We start from the raw sequence: 19,694 nt of genomic DNA on the forward strand, positions 1-19,694 counted from the left end.
TTGCCAGTACATTTGCTGCACAACGCAAGCAGGTTGCTTCGGAAAAAGGTACCCAATCTCCGAAGCAACCTGCTCGTAATCTGCCCTTATCCTGCTTTCAACCCTATAGTTTATCTTTTAAAAACATTGTCCTGCTTGTAAATCCCTTTTAATCCATTCTATTTGTCCCCCAGCCCCGTCAGGAGCAGTTACAAGAATACAATGAACTCATTCTGAAATTAAATCTATAAATTCCATAGATTTAATTGACAATAACTATTTAGTTTATATATTTGCACAATACAATAAACAAATTCAGTAATTCCCGCTATCCCATTTAATCATCAACATTCTTCAGAAAGGAGGATTTATTTAATAAACTATACGAAAAGAGGTTGCTCAAAAAGAACAACCTCAGGCAAATAATTCAAACGGGCTTTCAATTGGCGTTGCTGCCCGTAAAAATCACTAATTAAACCATTATAAAAGTATGCAAAATTTTATTAAACCAAGGCAGTTCCTAACTGCCAGGTTTGTACCGCTGTATGTATTTTTTCTGCTCTCTTTCTCTTTAAACACATCAGCACAAGTTACTACACAACCACTCATCAATTCTACACTCAATGGTACCGTCAAAGATGCAAAAACGGGCGAAACACTACCCGGAGCACTGATCAAGATAGAAGGGACCTCTCATCAGGTAACGGCAGACCATGCCGGAAAATTCCGTTTCGTTACAGGTCAGAAATTTCCATATACCCTGATTGTAAACTATGTTGGCTATGACCAGGTAAAACTGTTTGTTGATGGGAGCCCTGTAGAAATACGGTTAACCGCTACACAAAACCAGCTCGGTGAAGTTGTAGTGGTTGGATATGGCACCCAGAAAAAACAAGATGTAATTGGCTCTATTTCACAAATTTCGGCAAACAAAATCAATAACCGGCAAACCCCACAGCTTTCGAATGCATTAACAGGGCAGCTATCCGGCGTAACAGTAATTCAAAGGTCAGGCAAGCCTGGTGCCGGTAGCGGCGATATTAATATCCGTGGTGTAGGTTCCTTTGGTGCAGCAACTACACCGCTGATTATTGTAGATGGAATACCTGCAAGTAATTTCAATGAAATTGACCCTAATGATGTAGCCTCAGTTTCTGTATTAAAAGATGCATCCTCTGCAGCAATATATGGTGCACGTGCAGCAAACGGTGTAGTGCTCATCACTACAAAAAATGGGAAAGCCGGTAAAACCCGGATAAGCTACAATGCATATGCAGGTTTCCAAAAAGCAACAGCTTATCCGGAATTTGTCAATTCCTGGGAATTCGCCGAACTCTATAATGAGGCTTCAGGTTCGCAGTCCTACACACCTGCAGACATTCAGAAGTACAGAGATGGCAGTAATCCGGATTTGTTTCCAAATACCAATTTTATTGACGCCGTACTTAGTAAAAATGGCATTCAAACCGCCCATAACATTACTGCAAGCGGTGGAACCGAAAAAAACCAGTTCAATATATCGGGCGGCTATTTATTCCAGGATGGACTGGTGGTTAAAAATTACTACAATAAATACAACCTACGCTTAAACCTGGTTAACGAATTGAGCCCTAAACTTACGCTTACAACACGTATATCTGCCATCAATTCGGATGCCAATGAGCCCGGTACACCGGCAACCTTAGATGCCAATGGAGTATTGGGTATCATCAGTTCAACTGTAAGGTACCCTGCCATTTATGCCGGAAAACTATCTGACGGAACTTATGGACTGGGCGTTGTACAAAAGGGCACGCCAATTTCATTCCTTGAAACTGAATCGTTTACAAAAACCAAAAATCAAAACCTAAGTGCAAACCTCAGGTTGGATTATCAGGCTGTTCCTGAACTAAAGCTATCCATTTTGGGTGCTTATAACCAACTTACAAACAACCAGAAGGATTTTTCTGCATCCCAGGTGCTTAATCCAACACTTACACTGGGGCCCAATCAGCTCAGCATTTCTACTGGAAACACCCAGTATAAAACCCTTCAATTGCTGGCAGACTATACAAAAACCATCAATAAACATGCATTTGGTCTGTTAGCAGGCGCATCTTATGAGGATAACCATACCGAATCTCTCGATGCTTCCAGAGATAAACTTCCCGGAAATGATTTAACCGAAATTAATGTTGGGGCACAGGACAATCAGAAAAATGCAGGAACAGCTTCCGAATGGGCAATACAATCGGTATTTGGTCGTCTGAAATATAATTTTGACCAGCGCTACCTTTTTGAAGGAACAATCAGGTATGATGGTTCATCAAGATTCCCAACCACCAGCAAATACGCCTTTTTTCCATCTGCAGCGATAGGCTGGCGTATTTCACAGGAAAAATTTATCAAGGATAAGATCTCCTGGCTTAACGACCTTAAACTTCGTGCTTCTTATGGAATACTTGGTAACCAGAACATTGCCAACTATCCTTACCAGAATACGCTGAATACAGGGGTTAACTATTCATTTGGTGGCGTAATTTCCTCTGGTGTAGCCTTAACGCAATTAACGGACCCAAACTTGCATTGGGAATCGACCAGAACGGCTGATATAGGCATTGATGTAAGTTTGTTTAAAGGAAAACTAAATGCGGGTGCTACTTATTTTGACCGCAATACTTATGACATCCTTTATAGCCCGGCATCCAGCGTATCTACCATCCTGGGCTTCGATCTTTCTCAGCAAAACACAGGAAAGCTTGTGAATAAAGGACTTGAATTTACGCTTGACCACATCAACACTGTTGGGGCATTTACTTATAACATCAATGCCAATCTTACCATTATCAATAACAAAGTTAAAGATCTGGGGGTTGGAAACATTCGTCAGCCAAATGGTTTAACCGGCAATGGGAGTTCTTTGTTTATCGGCCACCCTTTAGAACTATATTACGGGTATATCGCCGACGGGCTTTTTGTTGATGCGGCCGATGTAGGTACCTGGCCAAACATGACAGCAATAAATCCATCGGCCAAACCGGGTGATATCCGGTATAAGGATATCAGTGGTCCGGATGGTGTACCGGACGGGAAGGTTGATGCCACTTATGACCGGGCTGTACTGGGCAGCAGGATCCCGAAATATTCCTATGGGATAAACCTCGGTGCTGCCTATAAAGGATTTGATTTTAATGTGTTGTTTCAAGGAATAGCAGGTGTTAAAGGAACACTGGATTCTTACGCCGGCTATGCCTTCAATAACTTCGGCAACGTGCAAACCTGGCAAAAAGATGAACGCTGGACGGCCGACAATCCCAGGAGAGATGCAGGATATCCACGACTGGAAATCATTTCCAATTCTGGAACACCGAATACCCTTACCTCTTCTTTCTGGATCATTAACACTTCTTACATCAAAATTAAAAGTGCGCAGCTTGGCTATACCTTACCAGGCCCGGTATCTGCAAAAGCAGGGTTGTCAAAAGCCAGAATATACCTCAGTGGAGAGAACTTCCTGAACTGGAACAATTATAGAAAAGGCTGGGATCCGGAAATCAATACGGGCGGAAGCTATTATCCAATCCTGGCAACCTATACTGTTGGTCTGAATGTAACTTTTTAAACTACCAAAATGAAGAACCTCAATTACAATATCAAACACAGTTTTACATTGCTCGTTGCAATACTTTTACTTGCACAAGGATGCAAGAAAGCCCTGGAAAAATCTCCGCTGGATAAATTTGACAGTGCCAACTTCTGGACAAGTGAATCCAATACCCAGCTGGCCTTAACAGGTGTTTACCGTGGAAACATTAAAATCAATGGCACTGAAGTGCTGGCCAGCGACTGGTGGTCTTATGCAGGGCTATTATTTACCGAATTTTCTACAGACAATGCCTACGACAGAAGGGGCGATAATTCCTCCTATAATAAATTGTCAAATGGTACACTAACTGCAAATCTGGATGTCTTTAAAAGTTATTGGTCCAGTAGTTACGCCAAAGTGGCCAGAGCCAACTATTTTCTGGAAAACGTAGATAAAGCACCGATAGATCCAACCCGAAAAAAACGCTACATTGCCGAAGTCCGGTTTATCAGGGCCTGTCAGTATTTTTACACAGCTCAGTACTGGGGTGCAGCACCACTTGTTACCAAAACTTTGACGGCACAAGAGGCCAATACCGTTACAAAGGCCAGCAAAGCAGAAATTGTTAAATTCGTTATTGATGAGCTAAAAGCTGCTATAGCTGACCTGCCACGGCATAAGGATATCCCCAAGGCTGAACTTGGAAGGGCGAGCAGACAGGCTGCGCTGGCATTTTTAGGCCGTTTATACCTTGCTGAACAAAAATACAGCGATGCAGCTGCTGCATATAAAGAAATCATAGATTATGGGGATAACATTATCGACCCTGATTATGCAGGGCTATTCCAAACCTCCAACGAAAATAGTAATGAGATCATTTTCAGTACCCAATTCATAGAAAATCTTAGCGCTAATGCGATGAACCAGCATTTCTTTCCAGCAGTTGCCGCAGGCTGGCACATCTTCTGCCCTTTGGGGAGCATTGTTGAAACCTATGAATTTAAGGATGGTACGCCCTTTTCTTATACAGATCCGAGATATAATGCCGCCGATATTGGAAAAGACAGGGATCCGCGTTTAAAATATAGTGTATTGTATAACCTCAATACCTTTAAAAATCTGAAATATGTTACCCATCCCGATTCTGCCACTTCTCCAGACCAGTTAGGTGCAGGTAAACAAACCACGCAAACCGGTTATGGCCTCAAAAAGTTCTGCGATGAAAGTTTCTCTGGAAGCCTGACCAATTATGGCGGTAATTTGCCCATAATCCGCTATGCAGAAGTATTGTTAAGTTACCTGGAAGCAAAGCTTGAAGCCGGAGACCCTATTGACCAAATCCTGCTTGATGCCACCATTAATAAAGTAAGGTCAAGAGCCACTGTAAACCTGCCCCCGGTTACAGTTACAAATACTACCGATCTGCGTACAAAATTACGTAGAGAACGTCGTGTAGAGCTGGCATTTGAGGGCATCAGGTATTGGGACCTGATCAGGTGGAAGATCGGAAACACTGTTTTAAACGGCGACTTTTATGGAGCGCCATTTCCGGGAGCAGTTAAGACGAGAAAAAAAGGAAATATTACAGATCCATACAGCAGGTGGTATGTCACTTCAAAAGCATTCAGGGTAACCGACCACGTTTGGCCTATACCGCAAAGCGAAGTAAATATAAATCCCGGACTGGCCAATTAAAAACTCAAAACATGAACAGATTATTGCTGATTTCAGTATTCTTATTATTAAGTCAACGGCTTGCTGCACAAAACGTAATTCTGATCTATGCAGATGACCTGGGCTACGCTGAACTTGGAAGCTATGGGCAAAAAAAGATCAAAACCCCGCACCTTGACCAACTGGCGGCTCAGGGATTACGGCTAACCCAATTTTATACGGGTACACCTGTATGCGCTCCATCCAGGGCCAACCTGATGACAGGCCTCCATGCTGGTCATGCGCAGATCAGAGACAATTACGGGCTCCTTCCCTACCAGGAAAACGTAAATGAACCGGGCTCCTTTCCGCTAAAAGCAGGCACAGCTACTTTAGGTTCTCTATTTAAAACAGCAGGATATGCTACAGCTGCAATTGGAAAGTGGGGACTAGGGAATCATGACAACTCTGGAGACCCGCAGAAGTTAGGATTTGATTACTTTTATGGTTACTATGACCAGCGGCAGGCACATAACTATTATCCTACCCACCTCTGGGAAAATGGCAAATGGGATACTTTGAGAAACCATCCCATGGAAGTTCATCCAAAAGATAAAACAGTTTCGGAGTCCGGGGCCTATCGTGGCAAAGACTACGCCATTGATAAAATGACGGAAAAAGCAGTTCGTTTCATTCAATCCAATAAAGACCGGCCTTTCTTTCTTTATTTCCCTATCACCCTGCCACACGGTGTTTTGCAGGAGCCAACAAGTGGAATTGATGCTTATGTAAAACTATTTAATGAAAAGCCTTCAGGCAAAGACCCGATCACACCATACCCTAAAGCCTCATATGCGGCTATGGTCTCCTATATGGACCAGCAGGTCGGTGTAATCCAGAATCTGTTAAAAGAGCTTCGGCTGGATCAGAATACCATTGTTATTTTTACCAGTGACAACGGGACAGCCGCAAATGTTGACCGTGACTTTTTCAATAGTACAGGAGGTTTAAGGGGCGTTAAACAAGATGTTTATGAAGGGGGCATAAGAGAACCCTTTATCATCAAATGGCCGGGTAAAATAGCCCAGGGAAAAACCAGCGATTACCCTGTTGTTACCTATGACCTGATGGCAACTTTTGCCGATCTGCTCCAGGTAAAAGCACCTAAAAACGATGGAATTTCAGTACTTGATTTGTTTAAGGGCAGCCTACCTGTTGCTAAGCGTGGATTTTTATATTGGGAATACCCTTCAAAAGGTGGACAGCTGGCCATCAGAATAGGGAACCTTAAGGGTGTAAAAACCAATATCCAGAAAAATAAGGCTGCTGCCTGGCAAATATACGACCTTTCAAAAGATCCGGGAGAGTCCAATGATATTGCATCCAGTCATCCGGAGTTGCCCCATGCATTTGATGCTATTGTAAAAAAAGAACATACCTCGCCATTACGTCCCGAATGGGATATTTTTAAATCAAAAAAGGAATCAACTGAAAATTAAATACCAGGACATGAAAACAAATATCAACAAAGTACCCGGCAGCATGATGCTGCTCATTGCAATAACACTGGCATTTTCATCAAACGCCCAAACAACAAAGACCAGTAAACCAAATATTGTGATCATCTATGCAGACGATTTGGGATATGGCGATATCAGTGCCTATGGTGGCGACGTGAAAACACCTAACATAGACCGGCTGGCTAGCCAGGGCCTGAGCTTTACGAATGGGCATTCCACATCAGCAACCTGCACACCTTCGCGCTATTCCCTGCTTACCGGTAAATATGCCTGGAGAAAACAGGGCACCGGCGTTGCACCTGGCAATGCTCCGCTTATTCTAGATCCCGAAAAAAATACCATAGCAGATGTATTGGGTAAAGCCGGTTATAAAAGTGCTGTGGTTGGTAAATGGCATTTAGGCCTTGGCCCAAAAGAGGGGGCAGATTGGAATGGTGACATCAAACCAGGGCCTCTGGAGCTGGGTTTCAACTATTCCTATATTTTACCGGCAACAGGCGATCGTGTTCCATGCGTTTATGTAGAGAACCATAGAATTGTTAACCTTGATCCCAAAGATCCCGTTCACGTTTCTTATCTGGCTCCTATAGCAAATGAACCAACCGGACTCAATAATCCGGAACTATTACGTGTTCAATCTTCGCATGGACACAATCAGGCCATAGTAAATGGAATTGGCCGCATTGGCTACATGACCGGAGGAAAATCAGCATTATGGACAGACGAGGACATTGCCGCTGTATTGGCTTTAAAAGCAAGCAAATTTATTGAAAACAATAAAAATCAGCCTTTTTTCCTATACCTGGCCACTCATGACATCCATGTACCAAGGGTACCAAACTCAAAGTTCCTTGGTAAAAGTGGACTTGGTGTGCGTGGCGATGCGATACTCCAGTTGGACTGGACCGTAGGGCAGGTTACAAAAACATTGGATAGCCTTGGTTTAAGCAAAAATACCCTTGTGATATTTAGCAGCGATAACGGGCCGGTTCTGGATGATGGTTACGTAGATGAGGCCATAGAAAAACTAGGCACGCATAAACCTGCAGGGCCACTTAGAGGGGGTAAATACAGTTTGTTTGATGGTGGAACCCGTGTGCCACTGATTGTGAAATGGCCTGCAGCGATCGCCGCAGGTAGCAGCTCTGATGCCCTGATTAGTCAGGTCGATTTCTTTGCCTCACTGGCCGCATTAACCGGCCAAAAACCAGGCGCCGGAGATGCCCCAGATAGTCAGAACGTCATTAATGCCTTAACCGGAAAATCCAAATCAGGGAGGTCATGGCTTATCGCACATGCAGGTACACTGTCTATTACAAAAGGTGACTGGAAATATATTGAACCCGCGAAAGGAAATGCAGCAGCATCAAGACACAAAGAACTCGGAAAATCTGCTGTTGCTCAATTATATAACCTTAAAAACGATCTCGCTGAAACCAGGAACCTTGCAGATGAAAATCCGGAATTGGTAAAAACACTGGCAGCCGAACTGGAAAAAGTTAAGTCGCTATAGCCTCTATTCTAATTTCTACCCCTATTTTTGAGTGGTTTCTATCCAGCCTTCAAAAATAGGGGTCCGGTAGCGTTGGCCTTAAATCTAATTTACCTTAGCAATTTTAACTTTTATCCATCAGTTGCATCCACTGCCTCACTATTGTTTGCAGGTCATCACTTTTTGCTTCTACTTCTGCCATACTTCTAAATTTAGCATAGGCTTTGCCTTTTGAGGCGGGTTCAAGTACCTCTCCGGCTCCCAGCCCCTCCGCTTTATGGAACACCAACACTGCAGCATCTTTAACGCGTGGGCCAAAAGTGGCCATATCTCCTTTGTAATAGAAACTCGGACCGCCCCATTTCACATCTTCTGTAATTTCAGGACTTGCTTTCATAATTACATCGCGCAGTGCAGCCATTTCTTTTTTTAACGGGTGATCCAGTTTTTCCAGGAACTCGTCTACTTTCTTTTTGTTGCTCATCGTAATTTGTTTAATGTTGCTGAAAACAAATATCCTGTTTTTTCACCTCCCGACACAGGGGCAGAAACGACAATTAATGGGTTGATTACGACTTTTTATAGAACTTTTGGTAGGCGGTATCCCTGTATTTACCCCAGGGGCGTGGCAAATACCGGCCGCCCAGCTTCCATCGGAGTCCTTGCTGCCTACAGCATCAGTATGGTTAATAGATATTATTTAATCCTCTTTACAATTTATTTTCTCAACACTGGTAGGCCAGGAACCAACTTCTTCACTAAACACTAAGTCGTGTGCTTCCTGAAGTGTTTTGTCGCATACAGTTCTTGTTTTTTCAGATCCTGTTTTTTTAATAGTACATTTCCAGCAGCCTACTTTATCACTTTTGGTACAGGAATTCAACGTATAAACAATGAGAATCAGAGTAAAGCGCAAAAAATTTGTTGTCATCGCAGTAAATTTGCACGAATATAAGAATCATCGGCAGGAAAGCGAAGAAATTGCAAAAGCTAATAACCTAGCGCTACCCTGATGGCTTCCTCAACAGGGCTGAACGGTCCTAAGCCTTCAATATTAAAATCGCTTCTGAGCAACAGCGGCGGCTGCGCCATAAACTTAGGTTCTATACCACGATGCCGCTGTGCGGCATGAACCAGAAATGGGTGACAGAGATATACTGTTCCGGCCCTTCCCGTGGCCAGAGCTTCTTCTCTGTTGGGCAACTCTGATGTTCTGCTTGCCAATTCCATAAAAGATAAGCCCTCCTCACCCTCGGGCTCCAGCAATCCGGCAACATCCAGATGTGAACCTTTTAGCAGTCTGGTCGGGGCATCCCGCTCACCGACGTCCGAAAATAGAAACAGCATCAGCAAGCCCCGGCCTTTCGACTGTACATTAATGCGTGCTGCAAAATAGTCGTTTGGATCGGCCCCGGCAAAACCAGCATCAACATGCCAGCCTGTGTCTCCTGAATCAATTACTGATGGGAAACGAACCGGAAAAGCACCCATGCTCATGCAGGGAATCCATTTGCCTTTACCAACCAGTTGATCGAATGCGCTATGAAGTACATCAGTATTGGCAGCCTTAACGAAGGGTTGTTGGGTATACATACCCAGCCAAATGACCGGATGCGTCCATGTACTGCTATCGTTTGGATCAGCTGGAATGTCTTTCCATAGGATATGTCTTGCTTCGCTGGCAAGATCAATAGAAAAAGCATTGTCAACGCGAACAAAGCCCTCTGTAATAAATGATTGTATTTGTTGTGAATTTAAGATGTTGTGCATAATATTTAATATAAAGTTCAGACAATATCATAGCCAATACCCCCTTCGGGACATTAACTATATGACTTAAAACTTATATTATAACATTACGGTCATTCTCATATACCAAAGATATTGTTTTTCATTTTATATTTACAATAGCGTATGCAGGTAATTTTTGGAAAATAACATTGGTATCATTTTAGAAACCCTTGATCAGTATACCAATAATTGCAGCCAGCAGAATTAGCTGAGGCTCTTTTATCTTTTTGATATAAATCAGGGCCAGCATAGACAAAATTGCTATCATCAATGTAGGAAGATCCACTATAGCGCGCAGGGCAATAATGATTACTGCACCAACCAATGCGCCGATTACTACCGCGGTAATGCCATCAACAAAGGCTTTGATGCTTTGGTTTTTAGCAATCTTTTTAAAAGATGGCGCAAAGGAAACAGTAAAGATATAGCAAGGAAGAAATGTGGCCAGTGCAGCAATACAAGCACCCGGAAAACCGGCAACCAGATAACCAATAAAAGCAACAGTAATGACCACCGGGCCTGGAGAAACCATGGCCACCGCTACAGCGTCCACGAACTGTTTTTCGTTGAGCCAGCCAAACTCATTAACTACACCGCCGTGAAGGAAAGGAACAATCGCCAACCCGCTGCCAAATACAAAAGTACCTGCCTTAAGAAAGAACCACCAGATTTCCTCTACTGTTTTGCCTTTATACTCCCAAAAACCTATACCCATTAATAGTACTGAAGGAACTGTGGAAGGTTTTTTTATCCATTTAGGCGGAGCCTTAACCATCATATAAATCAATCCACAGGCAACAAATAACAAAATGCTTTCCTGTTGGGTAATCACTGTAACCACTATACCCGCCAGATAAAACAACCATAATAACCAATTGGATTTTATGGCATCCGGTTTTAAGCTGCTCACAGATTTCAGGGTTAATTTATAGGCGCTGATGGCAATAATCCCAATAACTGCGGCACTAACTCCATAAAATACCGCTTGCATACCCGGTAAGCCGCTGTAAAGTTTATAAGCCATTCCAAGAAGTACAACCATGATAAAGGAAGGGATAACAAAAGCAAGTCCAGCAAGAGTAGCGCCAATCAGTCCGTAATGGACAAAACCAATATATATGCCTAGCTGCGCTGCCAGTGGGCCAGGTGCCAGCTGCGCCAAGGCCACGCCCTCCTTATACTCTTCTTCTGTAATCCATTTTTTATTCTCTACCAAATCACGGTACATATAACCCACTAATGCAACGGGACCACCAAATCCCCAGGTGCCTAATTTTAAAAAATATGTGGTAAGCTCCGTTCTGGAATATGCGGGCTTTACGGTTAGTTCTTTTTCCATAGGAGAACGAAGCTGGTTTTATAAATTATAGTTTGCATAACACAAGACTACGGACCTTATGGAGGATTAAATAGAATGATTTTAACTATTAGGACGTATTTTACCTTTTGAAATATTCTTTTTGTAAACAGAAGGTGTTTTTCCAGTTTCCAACTTAAAAATACGTGCGAAATGGCTTTGGTCTGAAAAGCCTGTCAGATAGGCTATTTCTGATAAACTGTATGCACTGGTTTCCATATAGGTTTTTGCTTTATTTATCCGTAGTTTTCGAATGTACTCGCCAAAGGAAAGATTATCAAAATATTTAGAGAATTCTCTTGACACGTAGGCTGGGTTGACATTTAGTTCATTAGAGATATCTGTAAGGCTTAGGGCAAGGTTAGTATCAATCTGATCTTGAATGATGGTTTTTAACTCCGTTGCCCAGGCAGGTATTTTACCTGTACTTCCTTTTTTGAGGAACTTTTGGTAAACATCAACTAATATTTGTTCAACCGGACTCTCTGTATGTTTTACATTTTGTAGGTGTCTGGCCCAGGTATATAAGGCATCGTAAATAACTGTTCCAGCCTGTAGTAACTCTACATCATCTTTGATGTTGTAAGCCATGCCGGCAGCAATTGCCCATAACCCGGCACACTGGCCGGATAAGTGATGCTGGTCAGTGTCTGCACCTCGTACAATTGGAGCCATTATAGCTATTGCCGGATCATTTATTTTGTACTTTTTAATCAGTACATCAAAAGTACATTGATCTTTTTGATGTGTAAATTCAACACCGGGAACATCAAAGGGAATAGCATTCAATGCTGCAGCTTTTTCAATTACCTGATCAAACGGAACGTAAAAGAAATGAGCATCTTCATCAATAAAATTTTTGATTAGCCAGGGGCATGCAATGCGGTCTATTTTTGGTCTTTCTCTGGTAATCCAATTCATTGTTCAAAATTAATGGAATTAACCCTACTGTCCTAACGGACATTTAAACCATTATTCACACCGCAACAAGACCAAGCCTTATAATTGGGGATAAATCAGGAATTAAAAACTCATTGTAACGCGTATTCTGAGTTGATACTTTCCCAAAGCATGTCTTTCAATTGAACAAGTCCCTTTTGTGCAACAGAAGATATAAATATGGAAGGGATATTTTTTGGCAGCTCCTTTTTCATCTCTTCCATCAGCTCCTCATCCAGCATATCAGATTTGGTGATGGCCAGCAGGTGTGGTTTCTGCATCAGTTCAGCATTGTAGTCTTTAAGCTCTGACTTTAAGATCTCGTATTCTTCGGCAATGCTTCTGTGCGTATCGGCAGGTACCATGAACAGCAATACCGAATTCCGTTCTATGTGTCGTAAAAAACGATATCCTAAGCCCTTCCCTTTGGAAGCACCTTCTATAATACCCGGAATATCGGCCATTACAAAAGATTTGCTGTCGCGGTAAGATACTATGCCCAGGTTTGGCACCAATGTGGTAAAAGGATAATCAGCAATTTCGGGCTTAGCTGCAGAAAGTACAGACAACAAAGTAGATTTACCAGCATTCGGGAAGCCTACCAGTCCTACATCTGCCAGTACTTTAAGCTCCAGCACAATCCACTCTTCCTTACCCGCTTCGCCTGGCTGGGCAAAACGGGGAGTTTGCAAGGTAGGTGTTTTGAAATGCCAGTTGCCCAGGCCGCCACGCCCACCCGGGGTAAGGATCTTTGTTTCCCCATCTTCGGTAATTTCAAATATCGTATGGCCGGTCTCGGCATCTTTAGCGATGGTACCCAGGGGTACATCCAGGATCTCATCTTTACCCGATTTACCGGTAGAAGTACCACTTGATCCTGGCAAACCATCGGGTGCGATGATGTGTTTGCGGTATTTTAAATGCAGCAGCGTCCAGAACTGCGAGTTGCCCCGCAAGATAATGTGCCCGCCACGACCGCCATCTCCCCCGTCCGGGCCACCGGTTGCCGTACGTATATCACGATGCAAATGTGCAGAACCTGCCCCCCCTTTACCGGAACGGCAGCATATTTTAACATAATCTACAAAATTTGAACCCTGCGACATAATCTTCTCTGTTTTTTTATAAAATAACAATAGCGGGCAGCATTAAGTTCTGTCCCGCTATCGGTAATGTTTGTTGTACTAGTATTTATCTATTACCGCACTTAAATCAGCAAAGATATCATCGATCTTGCCGATGCCGTTTACCTTGCTCAGTTTCTGCTGTGCTTCATAGTAGGGCAAAACATGGATGGTTTTGCTAAAATATTCTTCTATACGTTTTTGCAGTTTATCGGCCTGGTCATCTACACGACCCGTTTCCAGCTGACGTTGTGCGATGCGTTTGGTCAGTTCTTCCTGGTCTACATCCAATGCAATTACACCGGCAATTGAACTGCCTTTGCTTTCCAGAAATTCATCCAGGGCCTGTGCCTGTGGCACCGTGCGCGGGAAACCATCAAATATAAATCCCTTGGCTCCAGGATTTTTGTCCACTTCTTCTTCCAGCATAGCGATGGTAATTTCATCAGGAACCAGTTGTCCTTCAGCAATCAAAGCACTTACCCTTTGTCCAAGCGGACTCTGGTTTTTAATGTGTGCCCTGAAAAGGTCGCCTGTAGAAATGTGGATCAATTGATATTTTTCAATCAATTTTTCAGATTGGGTGCCTTTGCCTGCACCCGGTGGGCCAAAGAGAACAAAATTCAGCATTTGGGTTGTCTTTAAAGTTAAAAAGTCTTCCGCTACATGCAAGAAGACAGGCCATTATAACACTCGCATTTTCAATTCATTAACCTACTGAAAAAGAAAAAATGGAGGCTAGTTTTGAGCTTGCAAATATATAATTATTAATTTACTATATTTATTTTTTTGCAAAATCCCTCAAATAATATCTACCTTCGCCATAGATAATATATACAATATGTCAGGATACAACAGTATAAGTGATCACGAACTAATTGCCCAGCTAAAAAGGGGCAACCGCGATGCTTTTACTGAAATATATGACAGGTATTTCTGGCAGCTTCACGCGCATGCTTACAAATGGATGCGGAACCGTGAAGAAACCAGGGACATTATCCACGAACTCTTTTTAACGCTTTGGGAAAAACGAGAAACCTTATCTTTTGAGCATGGTCTGCTCAGTTACCTTTCGGCCGCTGTAAGGAACCGCATTTTTAATTTACTGGCACATAAACGTATAGAATCAAAATATCTCAGCTCGCTTGATGATTTCATCAATGAAGGGATCTGCATCACCGATCACCTGATCAGGGAGAAACAACTTACCTCACTCATTGAAAATGAAATTTCCGGTATGCCGGCCAAAATGCGCGAGGTATTTGAACTGAGCCGGAAAGAGAATTTAAGCCATAAAGAAATTGCGGAACAACTGGATATTTCAGAACTCACCGTTCGCAAACATGTGCAGCACGCCTTGAAGATCCTGCGTTTCAAACTGGGCTTTTATCTTCTTATGACTGTTTTAACTGCCTTCTGATTTTTTTTCAATTTATTTACCCCCTCTGTACTTTTCAGCTGTATCTCTATATATAAGGGTTAAAATGCCCGAATGATATGGAAGAGAAAAAGGCACAGACACTGTTAAGAAAATACCTGGCCGGTGATTGTACAGAAGCCGAAAAAGCATTGCTGGAATCCTGGTACCTGCAACGGGAGCTAAATGATTTTCCTGATCTGGGTACAAAAGAGCGCCTGCAGGATAAGCAGCAACTTTTTGCTATGCTCGAAAAAACGCATCATCCTAAAAAGCATAACCTGTACTGGCTTAAACTGACCGCTGCCGCTGCCCTTGCTGCTGTTATTTTCGGTTTGTGGTTCTATACCTCACAGCAAACAACCATAAATTCCAATGCCCGGGCCGTAAATAAAAATGATATTGCCCCAGGTGGCAACAAAGCGGTGCTTACCCTGGCCAATGGCGAGGTAATTGACCTGAGCAGTGACAAAAACGGCATTGTTATCCAGGCCGGCCAGCTGGCTTATAGCGATGGAACTGAAATTAAGACCAATGGTTCAAACGCTTCAGAAGAACCTGCACAGCTCAATACCATTGCTACTCCTGTAGGCGGACAGTACCAGGTTATTTTGCAGGACGGCACAAAAGTTTGGCTAAATGCAGCTTCATCCCTTCGTTACCCCAGCCGTTTTAACAGCAAAGAACGTAATGTAGAGATCAGCGGGGAAGCATATTTCGATGTAACACATGATGAGAAAAGACCTTTTAAAGTGCGTAGCAAAGGACAGCAGGTAGAAGTATTGGGTACGGCTTTTAACATTATGGCCTACGATAATGAGGATATGGTTAAGACCACCCTATTGAGGGGTGCTGTACGGGTAGCTGGGTTAGGCCCGCTAAAAACTAAAATTGTGACGCTCCTGCCTGGCCAGCAATCACTTTTAACAACACAACAGATCAGCGTGAACAACAATCCGGATCTGGAAGAGGTGGTTTCCTGGAAAAATGGCTATTTCAAGTTTAATGAAGACATTAAGAATATCATGAATAAAATTGCCCGCTGGTATAATATTGAGGTGGTTTACCGCCCGGGTGTAGATCTTAGCCAGACCTTTTCGGGTGAGGTTTCCAAATCAAGAAATGTTTCGGTACTCCTGAAAGTTATGGAGCTGACCGGTAATGTGCATTTTAAAATAGAAGAAAGGAGGATCATCGTTATGCCCTGATTTTTACCATAAAGATGAGCCTTAAAAAGAAGCCGGGAATGATTGGACCCATCCCCGGCATGTAAGGGCTCTATATATCCGCTCCAAAGCGGAATTAAGTATTGAATTTACCATTATCAACACCCAAACAATCAAATGTATGATTTTTTACCTAAACGTTAAACGTGGTGGAAACCACAGTATTAAACGAAAACTCATCATGCGGATCAACTTATCCATATTTTTCATCTTACTGGCCATGATACAGGTATCTGCCAGAGAGGTTTTCGCACAAAAAATTACGCTGGACAGAACCAACAGCAGTTTAAACCAGTTGATAAAAGATATCCGTTCGCAAAGCGGATACGATTTCTTTTATAACAATGCCGTTATTGTAAAAGCCAGACCGGTTTCTATCCATGTCAAAAATGTATCACTGGATGAAGCCCTGCAGAAATGCTTTGCCAACCAGTCCCTTACTTACCGGATCACTGACAAAATGGTGGTAATCATGGAAAAAGAAAACCATGAAGCTGCACCTGCCGTTCAGCAAAGTGTTACCGGAAAAGTGGTAGACAGCCTGGGCATGCCACTTCCTGGTGCCACCATCAGGGTTAAAGGCAGCAGCAGGGTTACCCTTACTGATGCTAAAGGGGTGTTTGTTTTAAAAGACATTGCCGATAATGCATTGCTGGAAATTTCTTACCTGGGTTTTGTAAGCCGCGAAATCAAAGCTTCTCCTAATATGGGCAACATTGTATTACGTGCTTCACAGTCGGGATTAAACGAGATCGTTGTAACAGCCATGGGCATTTCCAGAGAAAAGAAGGCATTGGGATATGCCGTGCAGGATGTAAAATCTGAAGAACTAACTACCCGTCCGACCAATGCACTGAGTGCCATTTCCGGAAAAGTTGCCGGTTTACAGGTCATCTCCTCTGGTGGAAATATGGGCGGTTCCACCCGTGTATTGCTGCGTGGTATCAATTCCATTATGGGCAATAACCAGCCCCTGTATGTAATTGACGGAACACCAATTGACAATTCAGACATCAATACTACCTCTACCATAGATGGAAGCGCCGGTAAGGATGTAGGAAACCTGATCCAGGACCTGAACCCGGATGATATAGAAAATATTTCTGTATTGAAAGGCCCATCTGCTGCTGCCATATACGGATCCAGGGCCGCAAATGGTGTAATCCTGGTAACCACTAAAAAAGGGAGCAAAAAAGAAAAATTCGACATTACCCTGAATACAGGTGTTGATTTGGAAAATGTTGTACGCTTGCCTGCCAGACAGCACCTGTATGGTCAGGGTTATGCCACAACCTTTGCCAAGGCCACAATTGCAGGTAAAGAATATAACATTGTAGATTATGCTTCGGATGAAAGCTGGGGTCCAAAACTGGACGGCACGCCGGTATTGCACTGGTATAACCTGGATCCTGAATATCCCGCCGATTACCTGAACCCGCAGCCATGGGTATACCCGGAACATGATGTGAACTACTTTTTCCGTACCGGAATAGCGAATACCAATAACATTGCCATTAGCGGGGCCAGCGACAAGACTACCTATCGCTTATCCTATACCAATAAAAATGTACGGGGCACCGTGCCAAATTCCAGTTTAGGCCGTAATGCCGTCAACTTTTCGGGTTCAACCCAACTGGGCATCGTAAATGTGTTCAGCAACCTGAATTACATTAAAAATACTTCGCTGGGCAGGCCATGGACCGGCGCTTCTAACCGGAACATTATGCTCGAGGCCTTCCAATGGGGTGGTGTGCAGGTAGATTATAAAAAACTAAGTGAATACAAAAGGCCATCAGATGGCACACCCCGCGCCTGGAACAGGAGCAGTTACCTGAATACACCTGCAGGCAAGGCTACCCGCTTTATCGATAATCCATACTGGTCGGCCTATGAAAGCTATCTGGAAGAGAATCGCGACAGGCTTTACGGAAACATCGGCTTTACAGTAGATGCCAATAACTGGCTTAAACTAACCGGTAAAGTACATGCCGACATCTATACTTTTGAGTACCAGGACCGCATAGCGGTATATTCACGTTCGCAATCGCAGTATCAGGAATACAATAACCACTTTAATGAATTTAACTATGAGTTTTTGGCTACAGCCAAAAAAAACTGGGATGATTTCTCATTGTCGGGAAATGTTGGCGGAAACATCAGGGACCAGAAACGCAGGGTAATTGACGGATTGACCCAGGGCGGACTCATTGTACCGCTGTTCTATAATCTTAAAAATGCACCTAACGTTTTGAACAACAATAATTTTTACCACAGACAGGTTTATTCGTTGTATGGCAGCTTCTCGGCCGGATGGAAAGGCATGCTGTACCTGGACGGAACTTTGCGCAACGACTGGTCTTCTACCCTTCCGGTGAACAACAATTCTTTCATTTACCCTTCTGTGACCGGAAGTTTTGTGATCAGCGAACTGGCAGGTATTAAAAAACAGGAATGGCTTGATTTTGCAAAAGTGCGCCTGGGCTGGGCACAGGTTGGTAATGATACCGATCCTTATCAGCTTTATCCGGTTTTTGAAGCACAGCAATCATTCAATTCCAATCCTTCTTACCGCCTTCCCGGCACCTTAAATAACCCTGACCTGAAACCGGAGATCACCTCTTCTGTAGAAGCCGGATTAAATGTACAGCTGTTTAAAAACCGCCTGGGTTTTGATATCACCTATTACAACAACAACAGCCGCAACCAGATCCTGCCGGTTCCGGTATCTGCAGCCTTTGGTTACGATAAAAAAGTACTCAATGCAGGTAAAATAAATAACAAAGGACTTGAAGTTACCTTAAATGGTACACCCGTTAAAAGCACTAATTTTGAGTGGAACAGTACCATCAACTGGTCGCGAAACAGAAATAAGGTAGTTTCGCTGGACAGGGGTGTAAATACCCTGGAACTGAGCAATCTGCTGGTAACCCTTGTGGCCCAGGAAGGCAAGCCTTACGGACAGATCATGGGTTACGATTTTGTATATGCCCCCGACGGACAGCGTGTGGTACAGGCAGATGGCACTTATCTTAAAACCTCGCAGCTGGTACCATTGGGCAGTGTACTGCCCGATTACCTGTTTGGTTTTCAAAATACCTTCCGCTATAAAAAATTGCGCATGGGCTTCCTGATCGATGGCCGGATGGGTGGCAGCTTCTTCTCCCAAACCTATAAAGTAGGGATGTATTCGGGAGTTTTAGACCGTACTGCTGCAAATGGCATCAGGGAAACCGGCACTGTTGTAGACGGAGTTAAGGCCAATGTGGTCTTCCATCCGGACGGGACTTATACTGTAAGCAATACCAGCAAAAATGAAACCCGTATTTCGGCTTTAAACTGGGCAAGAAATGAGTACAATGGCCCAACCACTTTTAGTGTGTTCGATGCCTCCTATATCAAATTAAGGGAAGTTACCTTGGGCTATAATTTCGACCTTAAAAAGACCGGGACCATTCGTTCTGTAGGGCTTACGCTATATGGAAGAAACCTTTGGAACATTTACACCAAAAGCAAATACATTGATCCGGAATTTACAAACAGCAGCGGTAATGTACAGGGTATCGAAGGTGGTAACATCCCGGTTCCGGTTACTTATGGTTTAAATGTAAGTGTTAAGTTTTAATCCAAAATT

The 19,694-nt window shown here is 43.2% G+C and carries 13 protein-coding genes; 7 read left to right on the forward strand and 6 right to left on the reverse strand.

The window, feature by feature from the left end; genetic code table 11:
• The first annotated feature begins 469 nt into the window (after window positions 1-469).
• Genes PHEP_RS16770 through PHEP_RS16785 form a run of 4 tightly spaced genes read left to right on the forward strand, consistent with a single transcriptional unit; the run spans window position 470 to window position 8,230 of the window.
• Window positions 470-3,580, forward strand: coding sequence for a SusC/RagA family TonB-linked outer membrane protein (locus PHEP_RS16770; protein ID WP_015809174.1), 3,111 nt, complete (start codon window positions 470-472; stop codon window positions 3,578-3,580).
• A gap of 9 nt (window positions 3,581-3,589) precedes the next feature.
• Window positions 3,590-5,239, forward strand: coding sequence for a RagB/SusD family nutrient uptake outer membrane protein (locus PHEP_RS16775; protein WP_015809175.1), 1,650 nt, complete (start codon window positions 3,590-3,592; stop codon window positions 5,237-5,239).
• Between the two features lie 11 nt (window positions 5,240-5,250).
• On the forward strand, window positions 5,251-6,696 hold the full coding sequence (locus tag PHEP_RS16780; RefSeq protein WP_015809176.1) for a sulfatase-like hydrolase/transferase: 1,446 nt from the start codon (window positions 5,251-5,253) through the stop codon (window positions 6,694-6,696).
• Window positions 6,697-6,706: 10 nt separating this feature from the next.
• A complete protein-coding gene (locus PHEP_RS16785; protein WP_015809177.1) occupies window positions 6,707-8,230 on the forward strand; it encodes a sulfatase family protein in 1,524 nt (507 codons plus the stop codon).
• 103 nt (window positions 8,231-8,333) lie between these two features.
• Here the strand turns inward: PHEP_RS16785 and PHEP_RS16790 are convergent, their stop codons facing one another.
• The 6 genes from PHEP_RS16790 to PHEP_RS16820 form a co-directional block, all read right to left on the reverse strand.
• Entirely contained in the window at window positions 8,334-8,693 is a 360-nt protein-coding gene (locus tag PHEP_RS16790; protein ID WP_015809178.1) for a DUF1801 domain-containing protein, read from the reverse strand.
• A gap of 506 nt (window positions 8,694-9,199) precedes the next feature.
• Window positions 9,200-9,979, reverse strand: coding sequence for a phytanoyl-CoA dioxygenase family protein (locus tag PHEP_RS16800; protein ID WP_015809180.1), 780 nt, complete (start codon window positions 9,977-9,979; stop codon window positions 9,200-9,202).
• A gap of 181 nt (window positions 9,980-10,160) precedes the next feature.
• Window positions 10,161-11,339: a chromate transporter gene (locus PHEP_RS16805; protein WP_015809181.1), complete on the reverse strand. Its 1,179-nt coding sequence runs from the start codon at window positions 11,337-11,339 to the stop codon at window positions 10,161-10,163.
• A gap of 81 nt (window positions 11,340-11,420) precedes the next feature.
• The gene (locus PHEP_RS16810) at window positions 11,421-12,278 is read right to left on the reverse strand and encodes a chromate resistance protein ChrB domain-containing protein (protein ID WP_015809182.1); all 858 of its coding nucleotides are present in this window, start codon (window positions 12,276-12,278) and stop codon (window positions 11,421-11,423) included.
• A gap of 110 nt (window positions 12,279-12,388) precedes the next feature.
• Entirely contained in the window at window positions 12,389-13,402 is a 1,014-nt protein-coding gene (gene obgE / locus PHEP_RS16815) for a GTPase ObgE (RefSeq protein WP_015809183.1), read from the reverse strand.
• A gap of 78 nt (window positions 13,403-13,480) precedes the next feature.
• Window positions 13,481-14,050, reverse strand: a complete 570-nt coding sequence (locus PHEP_RS16820) for an adenylate kinase (RefSeq protein ID WP_015809184.1) — start codon at window positions 14,048-14,050, stop codon at window positions 13,481-13,483.
• Window positions 14,051-14,261: 211 nt separating this feature from the next.
• On the opposite strand from PHEP_RS16820, the gene PHEP_RS16825 reads away from it, so the two are divergent.
• From PHEP_RS16825 to PHEP_RS16835, 3 genes are all read left to right on the forward strand, one after another.
• Window positions 14,262-14,840, forward strand: a complete 579-nt coding sequence (locus PHEP_RS16825; protein WP_015809185.1) for an RNA polymerase sigma factor — start codon at window positions 14,262-14,264, stop codon at window positions 14,838-14,840.
• 77 nt (window positions 14,841-14,917) lie between these two features.
• Window positions 14,918-16,045 (forward strand): FecR family protein, encoded by a 1,128-nt coding sequence (locus tag PHEP_RS16830; protein WP_015809186.1) that lies wholly within the window; start codon window positions 14,918-14,920, stop codon window positions 16,043-16,045.
• A 139-nt stretch (window positions 16,046-16,184) separates the two neighbouring features.
• A complete protein-coding gene (locus PHEP_RS16835; RefSeq protein ID WP_015809187.1) occupies window positions 16,185-19,685 on the forward strand; it encodes a SusC/RagA family TonB-linked outer membrane protein in 3,501 nt (1,166 codons plus the stop codon).
• Window positions 19,686-19,694: the final 9 nt, after the last annotated feature.

Source organism: Pedobacter heparinus DSM 2366, from assembly GCF_000023825.1.
GTDB classification, from domain to species: Bacteria; Bacteroidota; Bacteroidia; order Sphingobacteriales; family Sphingobacteriaceae; genus Pedobacter; species Pedobacter heparinus.

Bases quoted from the DNA above. Each gene is read 5' to 3' on its own strand.
- PHEP_RS16790 (WP_015809178.1), bottom strand. From the start codon at position 8,693: ATGAGCAACAAAAAGAAAGTAGACGAGTTCCTGGAAAAACTGGATCAC.
- PHEP_RS16820 (WP_015809184.1), bottom strand. From the start codon at position 14,050: ATGCTGAATTTTGTTCTCTTTGGCCCACCGGGTGCAGGCAAAGGCACC.
- PHEP_RS16805 (WP_015809181.1), bottom strand. From the start codon at position 11,339: ATGGAAAAAGAACTAACCGTAAAGCCCGCATATTCCAGAACGGAGCTT.
- PHEP_RS16825 (WP_015809185.1), top strand. From the start codon at position 14,262: ATGTCAGGATACAACAGTATAAGTGATCACGAACTAATTGCCCAGCTA.
- PHEP_RS16785 (WP_015809177.1), top strand. From the start codon at position 6,707: ATGAAAACAAATATCAACAAAGTACCCGGCAGCATGATGCTGCTCATT.
- PHEP_RS16800 (WP_015809180.1), bottom strand. From the start codon at position 9,979: ATGCACAACATCTTAAATTCACAACAAATACAATCATTTATTACAGAG.
- PHEP_RS16830 (WP_015809186.1), top strand. From the start codon at position 14,918: ATGGAAGAGAAAAAGGCACAGACACTGTTAAGAAAATACCTGGCCGGT.
- PHEP_RS16835 (WP_015809187.1), top strand. From the start codon at position 16,185: ATGATTTTTTACCTAAACGTTAAACGTGGTGGAAACCACAGTATTAAA.
- PHEP_RS16770 (WP_015809174.1), top strand. From the start codon at position 470: ATGCAAAATTTTATTAAACCAAGGCAGTTCCTAACTGCCAGGTTTGTA.
- PHEP_RS16810 (WP_015809182.1), bottom strand. From the start codon at position 12,278: ATGAATTGGATTACCAGAGAAAGACCAAAAATAGACCGCATTGCATGC.
- PHEP_RS16775 (WP_015809175.1), top strand. From the start codon at position 3,590: ATGAAGAACCTCAATTACAATATCAAACACAGTTTTACATTGCTCGTT.
- obgE (WP_015809183.1), bottom strand. From the start codon at position 13,402: ATGTCGCAGGGTTCAAATTTTGTAGATTATGTTAAAATATGCTGCCGT.
- PHEP_RS16780 (WP_015809176.1), top strand. From the start codon at position 5,251: ATGAACAGATTATTGCTGATTTCAGTATTCTTATTATTAAGTCAACGG.